General features: G+C 60.0%; 14 protein-coding genes. 8 read left to right on the top strand and 6 right to left on the bottom strand.

Going from position 1 to position 15,527, the window contains the following annotated elements:
* Nucleotides 1-43 precede the first annotated feature (43 nt).
* Nucleotides 44-418, top strand: coding sequence for a hypothetical protein (locus KORLAC_RS06160; RefSeq protein WP_068304445.1), 375 nt, complete (start codon nucleotides 44-46; stop codon nucleotides 416-418).
* Between the two features lie 4 nt (nucleotides 419-422).
* Here KORLAC_RS06160 and rimO read toward each other — a convergent pair whose 3' ends face one another.
* Nucleotides 423-1,775 carry a 30S ribosomal protein S12 methylthiotransferase RimO gene (rimO, locus tag KORLAC_RS06155; RefSeq protein ID WP_068304443.1) on the bottom strand — a complete coding sequence of 451 codons (1,353 nt, stop codon included), beginning with the start codon at nucleotides 1,773-1,775 and terminating at the stop codon, nucleotides 423-425.
* A 243-nt stretch (nucleotides 1,776-2,018) separates the two neighbouring features.
* On the opposite strand from rimO, the gene KORLAC_RS06150 reads away from it, so the two are divergent.
* From KORLAC_RS06150 to KORLAC_RS06140, 3 genes are all read left to right on the top strand, one after another.
* A complete protein-coding gene (locus tag KORLAC_RS06150; protein ID WP_139167553.1) occupies nucleotides 2,019-3,020 on the top strand; it encodes a PAS domain-containing protein in 1,002 nt (333 codons plus the stop codon).
* Between the two features lie 80 nt (nucleotides 3,021-3,100).
* Nucleotides 3,101-4,462 (top strand): S41 family peptidase, encoded by a 1,362-nt coding sequence (locus tag KORLAC_RS06145; RefSeq protein ID WP_068304439.1) that lies wholly within the window; start codon nucleotides 3,101-3,103, stop codon nucleotides 4,460-4,462.
* 62 nt (nucleotides 4,463-4,524) lie between these two features.
* On the top strand, nucleotides 4,525-4,899 hold the full coding sequence (locus tag KORLAC_RS06140; RefSeq protein ID WP_068304437.1) for a hypothetical protein: 375 nt from the start codon (nucleotides 4,525-4,527) through the stop codon (nucleotides 4,897-4,899).
* Nucleotides 4,900-4,908: 9 nt separating this feature from the next.
* Here KORLAC_RS06140 and KORLAC_RS06135 read toward each other — a convergent pair whose 3' ends face one another.
* Nucleotides 4,909-5,370 carry a nuclear transport factor 2 family protein gene (locus KORLAC_RS06135; RefSeq protein ID WP_068304435.1) on the bottom strand — a complete coding sequence of 154 codons (462 nt, stop codon included), beginning with the start codon at nucleotides 5,368-5,370 and terminating at the stop codon, nucleotides 4,909-4,911.
* Between the two features lie 118 nt (nucleotides 5,371-5,488).
* On the opposite strand from KORLAC_RS06135, the gene KORLAC_RS06130 reads away from it, so the two are divergent.
* The gene (locus tag KORLAC_RS06130) at nucleotides 5,489-6,901 is read left to right on the top strand and encodes a pyridoxal phosphate-dependent decarboxylase family protein (protein ID WP_068304433.1); all 1,413 of its coding nucleotides are present in this window, start codon (nucleotides 5,489-5,491) and stop codon (nucleotides 6,899-6,901) included.
* 115 nt (nucleotides 6,902-7,016) lie between these two features.
* A complete protein-coding gene (gene creD / locus KORLAC_RS06125; RefSeq protein WP_068304431.1) occupies nucleotides 7,017-8,327 on the top strand; it encodes a cell envelope integrity protein CreD in 1,311 nt (436 codons plus the stop codon).
* Between the two features lie 38 nt (nucleotides 8,328-8,365).
* Here creD and KORLAC_RS06120 read toward each other — a convergent pair whose 3' ends face one another.
* A complete protein-coding gene (locus KORLAC_RS06120; RefSeq protein WP_068304429.1) occupies nucleotides 8,366-9,445 on the bottom strand; it encodes a DUF6607 family protein in 1,080 nt (359 codons plus the stop codon).
* A 278-nt stretch (nucleotides 9,446-9,723) separates the two neighbouring features.
* On the opposite strand from KORLAC_RS06120, the gene KORLAC_RS06115 reads away from it, so the two are divergent.
* Complete coding sequence (locus KORLAC_RS06115; protein ID WP_068304428.1) at nucleotides 9,724-11,799, top strand: TonB-dependent receptor domain-containing protein; 2,076 nt, start codon at nucleotides 9,724-9,726, stop codon at nucleotides 11,797-11,799.
* 17 nt (nucleotides 11,800-11,816) lie between these two features.
* Nucleotides 11,817-12,365, top strand: coding sequence for a cytochrome b (locus KORLAC_RS06110; protein ID WP_068304425.1), 549 nt, complete (start codon nucleotides 11,817-11,819; stop codon nucleotides 12,363-12,365).
* On the opposite strand, the gene KORLAC_RS06105 is transcribed toward KORLAC_RS06110, so the two are convergent.
* The 3 genes from KORLAC_RS06105 to mtaB all read right to left on the bottom strand — a co-directional run bounded on the left by KORLAC_RS06105 (nucleotide 12,366) and on the right by mtaB (nucleotide 15,519).
* The gene (locus KORLAC_RS06105) at nucleotides 12,366-12,887 is read right to left on the bottom strand and encodes a hypothetical protein (RefSeq protein ID WP_068304423.1); all 522 of its coding nucleotides are present in this window, start codon (nucleotides 12,885-12,887) and stop codon (nucleotides 12,366-12,368) included. It abuts the gene before it with no gap.
* Nucleotides 12,888-12,958: 71 nt separating this feature from the next.
* Nucleotides 12,959-14,203, bottom strand: a complete 1,245-nt coding sequence (gene ftsY, locus KORLAC_RS06100; RefSeq protein WP_068304421.1) for a signal recognition particle-docking protein FtsY — start codon at nucleotides 14,201-14,203, stop codon at nucleotides 12,959-12,961.
* A gap of 20 nt (nucleotides 14,204-14,223) precedes the next feature.
* Nucleotides 14,224-15,519 (bottom strand): tRNA (N(6)-L-threonylcarbamoyladenosine(37)-C(2))-methylthiotransferase MtaB, encoded by a 1,296-nt coding sequence (gene mtaB, locus KORLAC_RS06095; RefSeq protein WP_068304675.1) that lies wholly within the window; start codon nucleotides 15,517-15,519, stop codon nucleotides 14,224-14,226.
* Nucleotides 15,520-15,527 lie beyond the last annotated feature (8 nt).

Below are 15,527 nucleotides of genomic sequence, written 5' to 3'. Positions count from 1 at the left end.
CAGCGCATGGTCTATGGTGTTCGGGATGAACCGGGAGGCATGTATGACTGTATATTTTCTGATGGCGGGGCTTGTGTGTCTGGTGACGACCGCCTTTCATGTATTTGCAGGCGGGGCACGGGTGGTGCGCCCGATGCTGGCGTCACAGGACCTGAATGACACCATGAAAGCGGTGCTATACGGCTGTTGGCATGCCTTTACCCTGCTTTACCTGGGTGTGGCTGCGGTCTTTATCTGGGCGGGCTTCACGCCTTTCGGCGTTTTGCCGGCGGCGGCATGCGCGGTGATGGCGGCGATGCTGGCAATATTGAGCGCCGCCGTTATCAGGCGTTTTGGGCAACGCTTTTGGCGGCTGCCCCATTGGTTGCTTTTCAGTTTGGCGGCGCTTTCAGGTGCGCTGGGGGTGATGTCGGCTTAGGGCCTTACCAGTCCCAGTCGTCCTGGTCCTCTTCATCATCGGCAACCACATGGCCGTGCAGGTCATAGTCGTCGCTGGCGTCGATGTGCGCCATCACCATATCGCCCGGCGAAAGCTCTGTGGCGCCCATCAGGTGCACCTGGCCGTCAATTTCCGGCGCGTCTGCGTACGTGCGGCCCACCGCGCCTTCATCTGTGACCTCGTCGATCAGCACGGCCATTTCCATGCCCACGCGGTCCTTGAGTTTTTCGGCGGAAATTTTCGCCTGCACTTCCATGAAGCGTTCCCAGCGTTCCTGCTTCACTTCTTCCGGCACAGGGTTTGGCAGCGCGTTGGCGGCGGCGCCGTCAACAGGCTCATATTTGAAGCAGCCAACGCGGTCTAGCTGGGCTTCCTGCATCCAGTCCAGCAGATACTGGAACTGTTCTTCCGTTTCGCCAGGGAAACCGACAATGAAGGTGGAGCGGATCACGATTTCAGGCACAATCTTGCGCCAGTTCTGGATGCGCTCGAGCACTTTGGCTTCATTCGCTGGGCGGCGCATGGCCTTGAGCACGTCGCGGTTCGCATGCTGGAACGGGATATCCAGGTAGGGCAGGATCTTGCCTTCCGCCATCAGCGGGATCACATCATCCACATGCGGGTAGGGGTAGACATAATGCAGCCGCACCCAGGCATCCAGGTTGCCCAGTTCGCGCGCCAGGTCGGTCATGTGGGCGCGTACTTCGCGGTCTTTCCACTTTTCTGTCTGGTGCTTGAGGTCAAGGCCGTAGGCTGAGGTGTCCTGGCTGATCACCAGCAGTTCCTGCGTCCCGGCTTCCACCAGCTTTTCGGCTTCCCGGAGAACCGCGCGGATCGGGCGGGATGCCAGGTCGCCGCGCAAGGATGGGATGATGCAGAATTTGCAGCGGTGGTTGCAGCCTTCTGAAATCTTCAGGTAGCTATAGTGGCGCGGCGTCAGGCGCAGGCCCGATTCCGGCACAAGGTGGGTATAGGGGTCGTGCGGCTGCGGCGCTGCCTTGTGCACCTCGCCCACCACTTGCTCATACTGGTGCGGGCCAGTGACCGCCAGAACGCCGGGGACAACTTCGCGCACCGCGCCTTCATCCACGCCCAGGCAACCGGTCACGATCACCTTGCCGTTCTCGTTCATGGCTTCCTTGATGGCGGCGAAGCTTTCTTCCTTTGCGCTGTCGATAAAGCCGCAGGTGTTCACAACCACGACATCCGCGCCTTCATATTCAGCAGCGATTTCATAGCCTTCCGAGCGGAGCTTTGTCAGAATCCGTTCGCTGTCCACCAGCGCCTTGGGACAGCCAAGGGAGACAAAACCAACCTTTGAAGTATGCGTGTTCATGAGCAAACATTTTCCTGCAATTGCATGGGCAGTACCGCCGATTTCGGCGGCTTATACAGAGTTTTCAGGGGAATTGCCAGCCAGAAGCGAAGGGGCCGAGCAACGTGGAACTGCTGTAGTTGATGGCTAAAATAAATCTGAGGTTGTTATTTCCCGAAAATACTTTCAGTTCACGTCCTATTGCGTGTATAAAGGAGACTCATTTGGTCAGATTTTAGGGCTGAATGGCGAATGGAGGCATTGATGACTCAGGCTGCCATGTCACCACGCTTTCGGGCGACCCTGATTATTCTACTGGCTGTGCTGATCAACGGCACAATGATCCACTGGTGCTGGACCCTATACCGCGACATGGGGCTGATGAATATTGCCTGGACGCGGACATCTGAGGTGTCCATTGAGAAGGCCACCTCTCTGGCGCAGATCGAACGCTCGATCGGCTATGGCGAATTTATCCATAATTTCAAAAACTATGTACTCAGGCGTACACCGGAATATGATCAGCGAACCCAAGCGTCGCTGGAGAAGGTTGAGGATGCCATTGAGGGCATGCGGGCCCTGTCGCTGCAGGCGGAAGACCGGGAGGACCTGCAGACAATCTCCCAAACGGTGGACACATACCGCAAGAACTTCCTGCGGGCACGGGAGGCGGACTGGCGGGCCTTGCCTCCAGCGGAATTGGACCGGCTGGTTTATGTGGATGACAGCGCGGCCGTGGCAGCGTTCACCGCCATGCGGGACCGCATTCTCCCGGCTTATATGTCCCAGATGCAAACGCATGAGCGCCAGATCAGCCAGGTTTGGCGCGAGGTCGCGACAGGGGCTCTTCTGATAATCCCGCTTATTCTGTTGAACTGTGCCGTCTGTATTTGGGGCGGGTTGAAGCTTATTCGGCGCAGGGGTAACGACATCATGATTTTCGAAGGGTCGTCAGACGCCATCCTGGTGTGCGACGAGCAGGGCCAGATCCTGCGCAACAACCAGATCGCCGAACAGATGTTCGAATATGGCCAGGATGAGCTGCGCAACAGGCAGTTGGCCGATCTCATCCCGGATCTGGATGTCCTGTTTGGGTCGGGTTCGGGGGCGCACCGTAATGGCGAAAAGGCCTTGGCCTCAAAGCCGCTCAGGAACCTCAAGGCGCGGACAAAGGCGGGGCGCCATGTGCCGGTTGCCATTTCCGTGTCGTCGGTTCTGTTCTTCCGGCGCGCTGCAAAAATGGTGGTGGTGCGCGAGGCCGCGTGAGCCCCGCCAGGCATCCCATAATTCAGGCTTTGCATTGACGTTTTTTTGCCTATGATGGCCCCGTTTTTTCGGGAGCTGTTATGCGCGGGTTGCTTTTTTCTTTCTTAATTTTTCTGACATTCTTGGGCACGGCTGGTTCAGCGGCAGACCCTGACGGTGTGTGGCAAACAGAGGGCTATGGCTATCTGTTTGATGTGCGCGGCCAGGAGGTCGCGATCTATGAGACAACCGCGATCAGCTGTCTGCCAAGCGGCCTGATCCCGGGTGCGCTCGAGCACCTTGAAGGCGAAGATGCGGAAGCGCGCTTTGGTGTAACTATCCCAGGCTTCATTGAGGCCGATATGGAAATCTGGCCTTTGGGCAAGGATAGCCGCCGCTTCCACCGCAGCGACACCAGCACCTTCATGACAGCCCACAAGCTGGCGGCGCTGCCGGACGCGTGCAAGGTCAACACTGCCGCTACGGCACAGGACACGGTGGCGGTTTTTCATGAAAGCTTCAAAATCCATTATCCTTTCTTCGCGGAAGGACGCACCGGATGGCCGGCACCGACGGTGGACGCCATTGCCACGGACCAAGAGCTATTCGACTATCTGACCGGCTTGATGGCGCCCCTTGAAGATGCCCATACGGCCCTTGTGGCCCCAAGCCTGGATGCCATGTATTTCGGCGCAGAAGGCGCGGGCAGGTCGGCGCCGGAAGAAAGCCGCAAAGCGGGGTTCGAGATTGTCGACGGCAGCTACCTCAGAAGCCCGCTGGCACCCTACTGCCGCGGCATGTTGGGCTATGCCGAGCTGGTGCGGGGGGTAGGCTACCTGCGCGTAAGCGGCTTTACCAATTTCAGTGAGGCGAACACGCCGGACGCCAACCTGGCGGCGTTCGAACGCGCGCTCGATGATTTTTTCGACCCGATCCACGGCCTGGCCGGACTGGTGATTGACCTGCGCGACAACGCTGGTGGGTCGGACGCCCTTGCGCTGGCGATGGCCCGCCGCCTGACGGAACAGGAGTATATCGCCTATTCCAAGCAGGCCTACAGGGGGGGCGAAGGCGGGCAAGCCTGGACGGACGAAACCGCAACCTGGGTGCAGGCCAGCGACCGTGAAAGCTTCTGGGGGCCAGTGGTTGTGCTGACAGGCCCTAACAGCATGAGCGCAGCAGAAACTTTCCTGATGGCGCTGATGGACCGCGCACCGGAAGTAACACGCATTGGCGACAACACTCGTGGTGCATTTGCCGATATGCTGCCGCGCATCCTGCCGAACGGCTGGCTGTTCGCCTTGCCGAACGAGCGCTATCTGGACAGTGCCGGCAAAAGCTATGACCGGTTGGGCATTCCGCCCCATATCCGTGTGCCTGTTTTTTCCGAAGAAGACCTGGCTGCTGGCCGGGACAGTGCGCTTGATGCGGCGCTTAAGGTCCTGACGTCCGACGCACGGTAACGTTGGTTTGATTTTTCATCACAGGCTTGCGCCATTATGATTTTTCAAAAATGGGGACGTGTGTGGCAATTGATCTGACATGGATGGATGACTGTGTTGAAGTGCATGTGGACGGGGATTTCCCGAACCAGATGGTTGCCATGAACAAGGCCATCACCGGTGACCCGCGCCACAAGAAGATCAGCCGCATGCTGATCAACGCGCTCGACGCAGACCATTTCTATGCCGATGACCATCTGGTGGGCACTATGGCGGAGATGGATGTCATGGCCTATGACGGTGCGCCGCGCATGCGGCTTGCGGTCGTCACTGACAATCCTAAGATGGCCGGGATTGTCCAGACATACGCCGCCCACTATGAAAGCCTGAAACCCGGCGCGGTGGTCAGCAAGGTTTTTGACAATCTTGCTGAGGCGCGCGTCTGGCTGCGAACCTGACCTGTCGGCCTACTTACGGTCCACCTGCTGCGACTGGTCGTGGAACTGCCACAACACATTGATGATCTTCCACTCACCCTCATTGCCCTTCGTCAGATGAAGGTAATCGATCCAGTCGTCGGCCGTCAGCTTCACGGATGCGATGCGCCCGTCAAGTGCCAGAATTTCAATGTCCTTGCGGGGTGGGTTTGGGAAGGCCTTGCCGTCCTTGTTATAGTTTTCCGCCACCCACAGCATGGTGTCGCGGCTGGTTTCCATGACATATTCGGTGCCGTCCGTTTTTTCCCAATAGGTGCGTTTTTTCATGTCACCGTGCAGGGCCCGGTCCATGCGGCTGGGGTCTGGCTTGTGCTGGCTTTCGATATAATCCAGCGCCGCCTGTTCGATAGCCTTGCGGTCGGCCATATCGTCGGCGCTGGCGGGCTGAAAGCTGGCAGCGGCAAAAAGGATTGCAATGAGCAGATGTTTCATTTGATCTTCCCCCATGTATAGTGTGCTGTCTGGGCGCCAAGGTGTACCGAACGGCTCTGTTGGCGCAACTCACAACCCCGTCATAAACGGTTGATCAGGACCAGGAGGAAAGCCTGCGATGAACAGCAAAGAGTTCCGCAAAAATGCACATGATGTGATCGACTGGATCGCCGACTATATGGACGGCGTGCGCGACTTTCCTGTGCGCGCCCAGGTGGCCCCGGGCGACGTACGCGCCAAGCTTCCTGCAATGCCGCCCCTTGAAGGCGAGAGTTTCGACCAACTGATGACGGATTTCAAAGATATCATCCTGCCCGGTGTGACCCACTGGCAGCACCCGCGCTTTTTCGCCTATTTCCCGGCCAATGTGACGCCGGAAAGCCAGTTGGCGGAAATGCTGATCAGCGCCATGGGCATCAATGCCATGCTGTGGGAAACCAGCCCGGCAGCCACGGAACTTGAAGAAGCCATGATGGGCTGGCTGAAGGACATGCTCGATTTGCCGCGTGCCTGGGCGGGGGTTATCCAGGATACGGCCTCCAGCGCCACTTTCTGCGCGGTGCTGGCCGCCCGTGAACGGTCAACCGACTGGAAGGTGAATGAAACCGGCCTGCAGCATGCGCCCAAGATGGCATTCTACACCTCGGCCGAAGCCCACAGTTCGCTGGAGAAAGCCGTCAAGATGGCGGGACTGGGGCGCGCCTCGATCCGCCTTGTGCCAACAGACAAAGATCACGCCATGCAGCCCGCAGCACTTGCCGCCATGATGGAAGAAGACCGCAAGGCGGGCATCATCCCGGCCATGGTGATGGCGACTGTGGGCTCCACAAGTGTCGGTGCAGCTGATCCCTTGAAGGCCATCGGCGTGATCGCGCGGGCCAATAAGGCCTACTTCCACGTGGACGCCGCCTGGGCCGGTAGCGCCATGGTTTGCCCGGAATTCCGCTATCTGCTGGACGGGGTGGAAGGCGCCGACAGTTTCGTCTTCAACCCCCATAAATGGATGGGCGTGCAGTTTGACTGCACGGCCCATTTCGTGCGCGACCAGGACACACTGGTGCGCACCCTGACCATCCTGCCCGCCTACCTTGAAACCCGCGAAGGCAGCACCGTGACAGACTACCGCGATTGGGGCGTCCAGCTTGGCCGCCGCATGCGCGCACTGAAGCTGTGGTTCGTGATCCGCCTGCGCGGGCTTGAAGGCCTGCGCTCCATGTTTAGGGGCCATGTTGCCTGGGCGAAGGACCTGGCAGCTACAGTCCGCGATACCGACGGGTTTGAACTGGTGACAGGGCCGAACCTGTCGCTCCTGACCTTCCGGCTGCTCAAGGAAGGGCTGGACACGGAAGAACTGGATGTCCTGACAGAAAAACTGCTGACATTGGTCAATGATGACGGCTTCACCTACCTGACCCGCACGCTGGTGAACGGACGCCCGGTGATCCGCTTTCAGGTGGGGCAGGTGCAAACCACCAAAGATGACGTCATGGCCGCCTGGGCCCGGGTGGTGGAGCTGGCGAAAGCCGTTTAGTCCTGCCGCAAAATTGCCCCGCATTTAAGGCGGGGGCGCACAATCTGGCCCCGCTTTCGGCACCATCCACCCCCATACCGGTTTGATCCGAAAACCGTATGGGGGAATGATCAGGATGGAAAATGATACAGGAAAGAAGCTTTTGTCGGGCCTGGGTGGCCCGGGCTTCAAGGCGGCGCTGGTGGGCATCTTGCTGCTGGTGCTTTTGATACCCATCACTATGGTACAGTCGCTGGTGAACGAACGGTCCAACCGGTCGAATGACGTGCTGGCGGGGGTTGGCGCCACCTGGGGCGGCGAGCAACAGATATCAGGGCCGATACTTGTTTTGCCCTATGACCATGTGCTGTCGCGCAGCAGCTCGGGCGAGGAAAAGCTGGAGCGCAGGACCCTGATCCTGCTGCCTGATACGCTCACTTCAACCGGTGATGTGGACGTGGAAAAGCGCGCCATCAGCATTTATGAAACCAATGTCTATACCGCCCACATGAAAATGAAGGCGGCATTCCAGTTGCCGCTCCTGATCGACGGCGTATCGCCCGAGCACATGAAATGGGACCAACTGTATGTCAGCCTGGTGCTGGGTGACATCCAGGGCTTGCAGGGCAATATGGAAATCATCAGCGGTGGCAAGCTGTTGCCCATAGAGCCCGGCACCGGCCTGGGCCGGCACAGCCAGGGCATTCATGCCGGCTTGGGCGGTACCCTGCAGGGTGGTGACAGCCTGGCTGTGGACATGAGCTTTTCCCTGCGCGGGACCGGCGCGCTGGATATCTGGCCGTCGGGCGCCAGAACCGATGTGACGCTGGCCTCAGGCTGGCCGTCCCCCGGCTTTCAGGGGCGCTTTTCGCCCATCAGTCACAGCATTTCGAAAGACGGATTCAGTGCCCAGTGGCAGACCCTGCGGCTGGCGCAAGGGCTTGGCCCGGTGTTGTTCGACGGACCGCCAAAGGGTCAGTCGATCAGCGTCAAGTTTGTCGACCCGGTAAACAATTATTCCATGACAGACCGCAGCGCCAAATATGGCAGCCTGTTCGTGCTGATGACCTTTGCGGTGCTATATCTGTTCGAGGTGATCTCCGGCAGGCCTGTGCATCCGGTGCAATATATGCTGACCGGGCTCGCGCTGTGCCTGTTTTTCATGGCGCTTTTGGCGCTGTCGGAGCATCTGGACTTCGGCCTGGCGTACGGCATTTCTGCAACAATCGTGATCGCCATGGTGGCGGCGTATGGCAAGTCGGTGATGGGGTCGGGCAAATGGACATCCGGCATCACCATCACGCAGATCGCGCTGTTCGCCTACCTTTATGGTGTGCTGAAAATGGAAGATCTGGCGCTTCTGTCGGGCACTGCACTTCTGTTCGTCGCGCTCGCGGTGGCCATGTTCCTGACCCGCCGCGTTGACTGGTACAGGTCCAAAGCCTGAGGAAGGGGGCAGGCAACGCGTTTGCCTGCCCCGTTGGCTTATCGGCTGTAGCCGCCGGTGGCCTGTTCGTCGGCCTGAGCCTGCAGGCGTTTCACCGGGGCGGTCGGGTTGGTGTCCACATAGTCATGCAGGATCGAAACCGCTTCCCTGGCCGCCACAGCGAAAGGGACTTTCCCGTCGGCCACGTCAGACGCGATCCCCAGGATCTGCATGTAAAGCTCGGACGGTTCTCCCAGCACGGTCAGGGCCACGGTGTCATTCTCGGCCATCAGGGTGTCCCATTCATCACGGATTTCGGCCCAGAATTCTTCTGTTGCGGCCCAATAGTCGGTGCCGACTTCGGTTTTGAGGTCTGCGAAATGATTGTAGGTGTTCACGCCAATTTCGCGCACCAGCAGTTTGGGCGCATCGCCTGTCAGGATCAGTTTCGAGTTGTCCTGCTCATGCACCCAGCCCTTGGGCGTCAGCGCGTGGCGGTTGACAGCCTCAATGGCGTGATAGTCGCTCCGCTTGGTGGCGTCCCGGCGCGGCAGGGGGCGCCAGCTTGGCGGGCTTGCCCATTCGGACGTGCCGTCTGTGTGGTCCCACGCCGCCACGGCCGCATAGCGCGGGGCGTCGTCCACCTGATAGACGGTCTGGGACCATTTGCCCGCGCGTTCCGCTTCCGTCAGCTGCTGTTTCTGCCACGTGTTGGCGCCCTTGAAGGTCATGATGGTGGCCGGTTCATACTGCCAGTCCTGCCGCCAGTGTTTGATCGGCATGAAGGGCACCTTGTCGCCGTCGCCCACCACCAGGATGTGCTGCAGGCTGATGAAGTCGCCCGTGTCCTTGATTACACGGACCATCTCATGCCCGCCGGTCTTGTAGCGTTCCTTGGGCGTGTAGCCCTTCTGGAACGATACAGTCTCCTGAAAATCGAAGGTGACTTTATAGTCGCCTGCCATCGCCAGAATGGCCGCGCGGTCGGCTTCAAAGTGGCGGTCTTCTGCCACAGGGGCAGGGACCTGTGCGGTCAAATGGGCCGGAGTGTTGGTCGCACAGGCTGAAACCAGCAGCAGCCCGGCAACCAGCATGGCATGCCTGAAAGGCCGCCATGGGTGGGTCAAATTTATCTTCATCTTTTGTTCCTCTTGATCTCAAAAATAATAATGATTCTGACTTGCATTATTAATAACCATCGCCTATGACGCTATTAATGAAATTAAGAATCATTTGCAATAACTAATTAAATACCTCAGGCAGGACCGTCAGAGCTCAGAAGTTTCCCAGGAAGGAATTTCAGGAAGGATTTTTCAAAACGCTCCCTGTGTGGCGTTTGAAAAATCATCGGGCCCGGCAGGTGAGATGGCAGGCGCGGTGCGGCGTGAGGGCAAATGTGATCAAGGGAAGCAAGAGTATGTATCAGTCTGTAAAATTGAAATCCGCCCTATGCGCAGGTGTTTCACTGTTGGCCACGATGCCTGCGGCTGCTGAAACCGTGGCGGATATCACCGAAATCAGCGTCAGCGCCACCAAGAATGAAGTGGAGGCCTTCAGTGTGCCGGCGTCCGTCAGCGTGGTAACGCGCGAGGAAATGGATGACCTGCTGGCCGCCAGTGTGTCTGACCTTTTCGTCTCGGTCCCCGGCCTGTCGTTCGGTGGCGGCCCACGGCGCACCGGTGAAACGCCGACCATCCGCGGAGTGGCGGGTGAAGGCGTGGTGGTGCTGTTTGACGGCGTGCGCCAAAGCTTCCTGTCGGGCCATGACGGGCGCTTCTTTATTGAGCCTGACCTCTTAGGCTCTGCCGAAGTGGTGCGCGGCGGGGGCTCATCGCTTTATGGCTCTGGCGCTGTAGGCGGCGTGATCAGCCTGCGGACGCTGGACGCCGCAGACCTCCTGGCGGACGGGGAGCGGGCAGGCTACCGCCTGAAAGCCGGCTTCCAGGGCGCCAGTAATGAGTGGATGACCGGCGCGACTGTGTTTGGCCGGTCCGGTGACGGGCGTCTCGACGGCGTGGCTAGCCTGACGTTCCGGCAGTCGAGCGACATCGCGCTCGGCAACGGCACGACGCTTTCGGGTGACGACGAGATCGGCTCGGGCCTTGCCAAGATCAGCTTCCAGGCCAGCGACGCGCTGCGCCTGAGCGCCAGCTGGATGGGCTACAGGAACGACGCGATTGAGCCCAACAACGGCCAGGGCAACAGCGAAGGCGACCTGATGGCGAAACGGGTCGTCAGCGACACCTTCCGGTTGGGCACCCGCTATAACCCTGAAACCCAATTGGTGGACCTCCAGGCCGTGGCCTATGTGAACAAGGCGCAGGTGGATGAGGACGACCTGGACACTGACCGCATCATTGGCCGCGACGTGGAAACCAAAGGTTTCACCATCGACAACCGCAGCCGGTTTGACCTGGGCCGCCGCGCGAATGTCACCTTCACCTATGGCGGGGAATATTACCGGGACGAGCAGGTAGGCACCGACAATCAGACCACAGACGGTACCCGCGGCGGTGTGCCGGACGCGGTGGCCAACACCACGGGCCTGTTCGCGCAGGCGGAACTGTCGCTCGACACACCCATGGGCGCATTCTATATCGTGCCCGGCGTGCGCTACGACAGCTTCAAGAACAAGGCCGTGGGTGAGGCGGTGGAGACGGACGAAAGTGCCACATCCCCCAAGTTTGCCGCCACGTGGGAGCCAACAGAAAACCTGATGCTGTTCGCATCCTACGGCGAGGCGTTCCGCGCGCCATCGTTCAACGAGATTTTCGCGGACGATGTGCATTTCACCATCCCGCTTGGCCCCGGCCTTGAAGCCCCGAACTTCTTCATCCCCAACCCGGACCTGCGGCCTGAGCGGTCGAAGACCTGGGAGTTTGGCGCGGGCGTGGATTTCGTTGACCTGTTCACAGGCGATGACCGCCTGACCATGAAAGGGTCCTATTTTACCTCTGACGTTGAGGATCTGATCGATCTCGAGGTGAACTTTGAGCTGTCCATGGCCTGCTTCGTGCCCGGCTTCCCCGGCACCTGCAACGCCGGTACCAGCCGCAATATCAACACAGGCCGCGCCATCATGGACGGGTTCGAGCTGGAGGCGGTCTACAGCAGTTTGCGCGTGCGGCTCGCGGCCTCTTATTCCCGCGTTAACGGCACAGACAAGGACACGGGCAAGTATGTCGGCATCCTGTCGCCGAACCGCCTGTTCACGTCGGCCGAGCTGAAGCTGCCGGAAATCGATGCCCGTATCGGTACACGCGTCACCATCGCTGGTCGGTTCGATAAAGTGGATGACGTGGCCGAGGAACGCCCGGGCTATGAAACCGTCGATGCCTTCATGGTGTGGGAACCGAAGGGCGGCCTCAAGGGCGTGCGTGTTGATCTTGGGGTCGACAATCTCTTTGACGCTGCGGCGGAGCGCGTGTTCGCGGGCGTGGTGGATGCGGGCCGCAACGCCAAAGTCCGTGTCGGCTGGATCGGGTCATTCTAGGGCAAAGGATCGACGGGATGTGGAACAGCGAAAGCGGGTACGGTTGGCTTGCCAAGGCACTGCATTGGTTGGTGGCGCTTCTGATGGTCGGGATGTCTGTTCTCGGGTTCATCTTCGCTGACATGCCGCGCGGGGACGAGAAAACCGAACTGCTGGCGCTTCATGCTTCCTTCGGGCTATTGCTGCTGGCTTTCATGGTCGTGCGGCTGGGGGTGCGCATGAAAGGTGCACGTCCCAGGCCGCTTGACCCGTCGGCGACGCGGCTGAATGCCCTGGCCCACAGTGTGCATATGGTGCTTTATCTGGGGATATTTCTGGTGATTGCCGCCGGCATGCTGACACTGATGACAGTGGGTTGGGATGTGCCCTTCTTTGGGCTGTTCGCCTTGCCCACGCCGTTCGAGCGCGACATGGCGCTGCACCATCTGTTCGAGGAAATTCACGTCTATGGCTGGTGGGGGTTGGCAGGTCTTGTTGGCCTGCACCTTGTTGGCGCGATGTACCATGCGTTTGTGCTCAAGGACGGCACGCTCCGGCGCATGGCGCGGGAGAAATCCGAGGGCTGATCAGCCTTCAGCGGCGCGCCGTTTGACACTTTTGACCGCCGGGTCGATCGCGAGCGCCAGGCCCAGGTCCCGGATGTCCTGCGGGGCATCGGGCAGGCAGATGGCCAGCCGATAGGCGGCGTAGCGCTGTACGGGGTTTTCCGAGTGGTCGGCGACCGTTTCAAGAAGCGCGCTATACTCCCGGCCATAATTGCGGAAGGCCTCCCGAAGTCGCATGGGCATGTCGCGCCACAGCTGGTCTTCCAGATTGCGGGGCGAGGCCAGAAGGATGTTCAGGCGGTCCAGCTTCGCCGGAGTGGGTGCTGCCAGCGCGCCTTTGAGTGTCGCGGCATAGCTCGCGGCATAGTCGAAGCTGGCCTGCGCCGTCAGGGGTTCGGGGGTGTCTGCTTCCTCAACTGGCGTGATCCACGCTGGGTCGCGCAAGGCGGCCATGATCGGGCTGCTTTGTTTCCGGTCCCAGATCCAGAACAGCAGCCACCCAAGCGCGAAGGCGATCAAGCCATAAACGACATATCCAAGCATTTCCGAATTTCCCCCACTGGCGGCTTGATACTGCAGCGATCCTGCCACCAGGGGGCAGGCGATGGCAAGCGCTAGTCCTCGATGCCGACAAGGGCGCGGGCGAATTCGGCTGCGTCGAAGGGCTGGAGGTCCTCGATCGCTTCCCCAACGCCGATGGCATGGACCGGCAGGCCGAATTTTTCGGCGCAGGCCACCAGCACACCGCCGCGGGCGCTCCCGTCCAGCTTGGTCATGATGATGCCGGTGATGTTGGCAAGTTTCTGGAACACCTCCACCTGATGCACCGCATTCTGGCCCGTGGTGGCATCCAGCACGATTACTGTATCGTGCGGCGCGCCTTCAACCTTCTTGCCAATCACGCGGACAACTTTCGCAAGCTCCGCCATCAGTTCCTCGCGGTTCTGCAGGCGGCCAGCCGTGTCGATCAGCAGCACGTCTGTGCCTTCTGCCGTTGCGCGCTCAACCGCTTCGAACGCGAGCGCTGCTGCGTCTGCGCCGATTTCCTTGGTGACAACCGGCACACCGTTGCGGTCACCCCAGATCTGAAGCTGCTCGACCGCGGCTGCGCGGAAGGTATCGCCCGCCGCCAGCATTACCGACTTGCCGTCTTCCCGGAACTTTTTCGCCAGCTTGCCGATGGTGGTGGTTTTCCCCGCACCATTCACACCCGCCATCAGGATGATGTGGGGTTTGTTGGATGGGTTCACAGCCAGCGGCTTGGCGACAGGGGTGAGGATTTTCTCAACCTCGGCAGCCAGCACCTTTTTCACCTCGTCGCCGGTGATTTCCTTGTCGAACCGGTCCTTGGCGAGCGTACCGGTGAGCTTGGAGGCCACGGCAACGCCCAGGTCAGACGTGATCAGAAGGTCTTCAAGTTCCTCAAGCGTGTTATCGTCCAGCCTGCCCTTGGTGAAGATATCCGCAATGCCGCCAGAGATGGCGCTGGTGGATTTCTTCAGCCCTTCCTTCAGGCGCTGGAACCAGCTTTTCTTCTCTGATGGCTTCTCCGCAGGTATTTCCTCAGCCGCGGGCTCAGGCGCGGGCTCTGGAGCTGGTTCTGGCTCAGGTTCAGGATCTGGCTCGGGTGCAGGTTCCGGTGTTGCTTCGGGCTCTGGCTCGGGCGCCGGGACAGGTTCTGCGACAACGGGCGTGGGGACCACTTCTGCCACTTCAGCTGTTGGCGCAACTGGTTCTTTAGGCTGCTCGGCAGGCTGTTCTGGTGCCTGTTCTTCGGCCTGCACGTCAGGCTTTGGCTGCTCTTCCGTCTCGGATTTCTTGCCAGTCAGGCGTTGGAACCAGCTTCTTTTCTCGCTCACAGGCGTTTCCTCAGGCAGGCTTATGGTTGGGTCTTGATGCCAGACATGGCGTTTTCATCGCGTGGCGTCAAGCGCACAGGCACGATATCGCCGGGCTCGGCGGGGCCGTCGATCACCACCGGGATGAATTGTTCGCTATGGCCGATGGGGTTACCGTCGTGGCCGATGCGCTCCACCAGCACATTGGCGTCCGCGCCTTCGGCCCGCTTGAACAGCTCAGCCACGCGCTTGTCACCGGCGGCGCGTAGGCGGGCCGCGCGTTCTTTACGCACGTCCTTCGGCACCTTGTTCGGGATTTTGGCGGCGGGCGTGCCCTCGCGTTCCGAATAGGGGAACACATGCAGCCAGGTCAGGTCGCATTCCTCCACAAGGCGAAGACTGTTCTGGAACATCTCTTCCGTCTCAGTGGGGAAGCCGGCGATAATGTCCGCACCGAACACCATGTCGGGGCGCTCAGCGCGCACGCGGTTCGTGAATTCGATGGCATCGCCGCGCAGGTGGCGGCGTTTCATGCGCTTCAGGATCATGTCGTCACCAGCCTGCAAGCTCAGGTGCAGGTGCGGCATCACGCGGGGTTCATGGATGATCGCGTCATAAAGCGGCTCATCCACCTCAATGCTGTCGATGGAGGAAATCCGAAGGCGCGGCAGGTCCGGCACCAAATGCAAGATTTTCTGTACGAGCGTGCCGAGGGTTGGCGTGCCCGGCAGGTCCTCACCGAAGCTGGTGATGTCCACGCCCGTCAGCACCACTTCCTTGAAGCCGCGGTCCACCAACCGTTTGATCTGGTCGACCACTTCGCCCACGCCTGTTGACCGGCTGTTGCCGCGGCCATAGGGGATGATGCAGAAGGTGCAGCGGTGGTTGCAGCCATTCTGGATTTGCACAAAGGCCCGCGCCCGTTCGCCAAAACCGTCGATCAGGTGGCCCGCGGTTTCCTTGACGGAAAAGATATCATTCACCTGCACGCGCGGTGCGTTCGACAGGTCAAGCCCCGCGCGGCCAAGACCGACGAAGCTTTTGGCTTCGAGCTTTTCCTGGTTGCCCAGAACGGTCGCGACCTCATCCATTTTGGAAAACTGCGTCGGGTCAATCTGCGCCGCGCAGCCGGTGACGATGATGGGCGTGTCGGGCCGTTCGCGCTTCATGCGGCGAATGCTTTGGCGCGCCTGGCGCGTGGCCTCAGCCGTGACGGCGCAGGTGTTGACGATGATCACATCATCAAGCCCGGCGTCTTCCGCGTGACGGCGCATCACCTCGCTTTCATAAGCATTGAGGCGGCAGCCGAAGGTCACGATTTCTGGTTCTTTTTTCATCATGTCGC

Origin of the sequence: Kordiimonas lacus (genome assembly GCF_001550055.1) — a bacterium.
Lineage (GTDB): Bacteria > Pseudomonadota > Alphaproteobacteria > Sphingomonadales > Kordiimonadaceae > Kordiimonas > Kordiimonas lacus.
This window is presented reverse-complemented; position numbering and strand designations above follow the sequence as displayed.

Bases quoted from the DNA above. Each gene is read 5' to 3' on its own strand.
- KORLAC_RS06120 (WP_068304429.1), bottom strand. From the start codon at position 9,445: ATGAAGATAAATTTGACCCACCCATGGCGGCCTTTCAGGCATGCCATG.
- KORLAC_RS06135 (WP_068304435.1), bottom strand. From the start codon at position 5,370: ATGAAACATCTGCTCATTGCAATCCTTTTTGCCGCTGCCAGCTTTCAG.
- KORLAC_RS06160 (WP_068304445.1), top strand. From the start codon at position 44: ATGACTGTATATTTTCTGATGGCGGGGCTTGTGTGTCTGGTGACGACC.
- KORLAC_RS06145 (WP_068304439.1), top strand. From the start codon at position 3,101: ATGCGCGGGTTGCTTTTTTCTTTCTTAATTTTTCTGACATTCTTGGGC.
- mtaB (WP_068304675.1), bottom strand. From the start codon at position 15,519: ATGAAAAAAGAACCAGAAATCGTGACCTTCGGCTGCCGCCTCAATGCT.
- creD (WP_068304431.1), top strand. From the start codon at position 7,017: ATGGAAAATGATACAGGAAAGAAGCTTTTGTCGGGCCTGGGTGGCCCG.
- KORLAC_RS06150 (WP_139167553.1), top strand. From the start codon at position 2,019: ATGACTCAGGCTGCCATGTCACCACGCTTTCGGGCGACCCTGATTATT.
- KORLAC_RS06110 (WP_068304425.1), top strand. From the start codon at position 11,817: ATGTGGAACAGCGAAAGCGGGTACGGTTGGCTTGCCAAGGCACTGCAT.
- KORLAC_RS06115 (WP_068304428.1), top strand. From the start codon at position 9,724: ATGTATCAGTCTGTAAAATTGAAATCCGCCCTATGCGCAGGTGTTTCA.
- KORLAC_RS06105 (WP_068304423.1), bottom strand. From the start codon at position 12,887: ATGCTTGGATATGTCGTTTATGGCTTGATCGCCTTCGCGCTTGGGTGG.
- KORLAC_RS06130 (WP_068304433.1), top strand. From the start codon at position 5,489: ATGAACAGCAAAGAGTTCCGCAAAAATGCACATGATGTGATCGACTGG.
- rimO (WP_068304443.1), bottom strand. From the start codon at position 1,775: ATGAACACGCATACTTCAAAGGTTGGTTTTGTCTCCCTTGGCTGTCCC.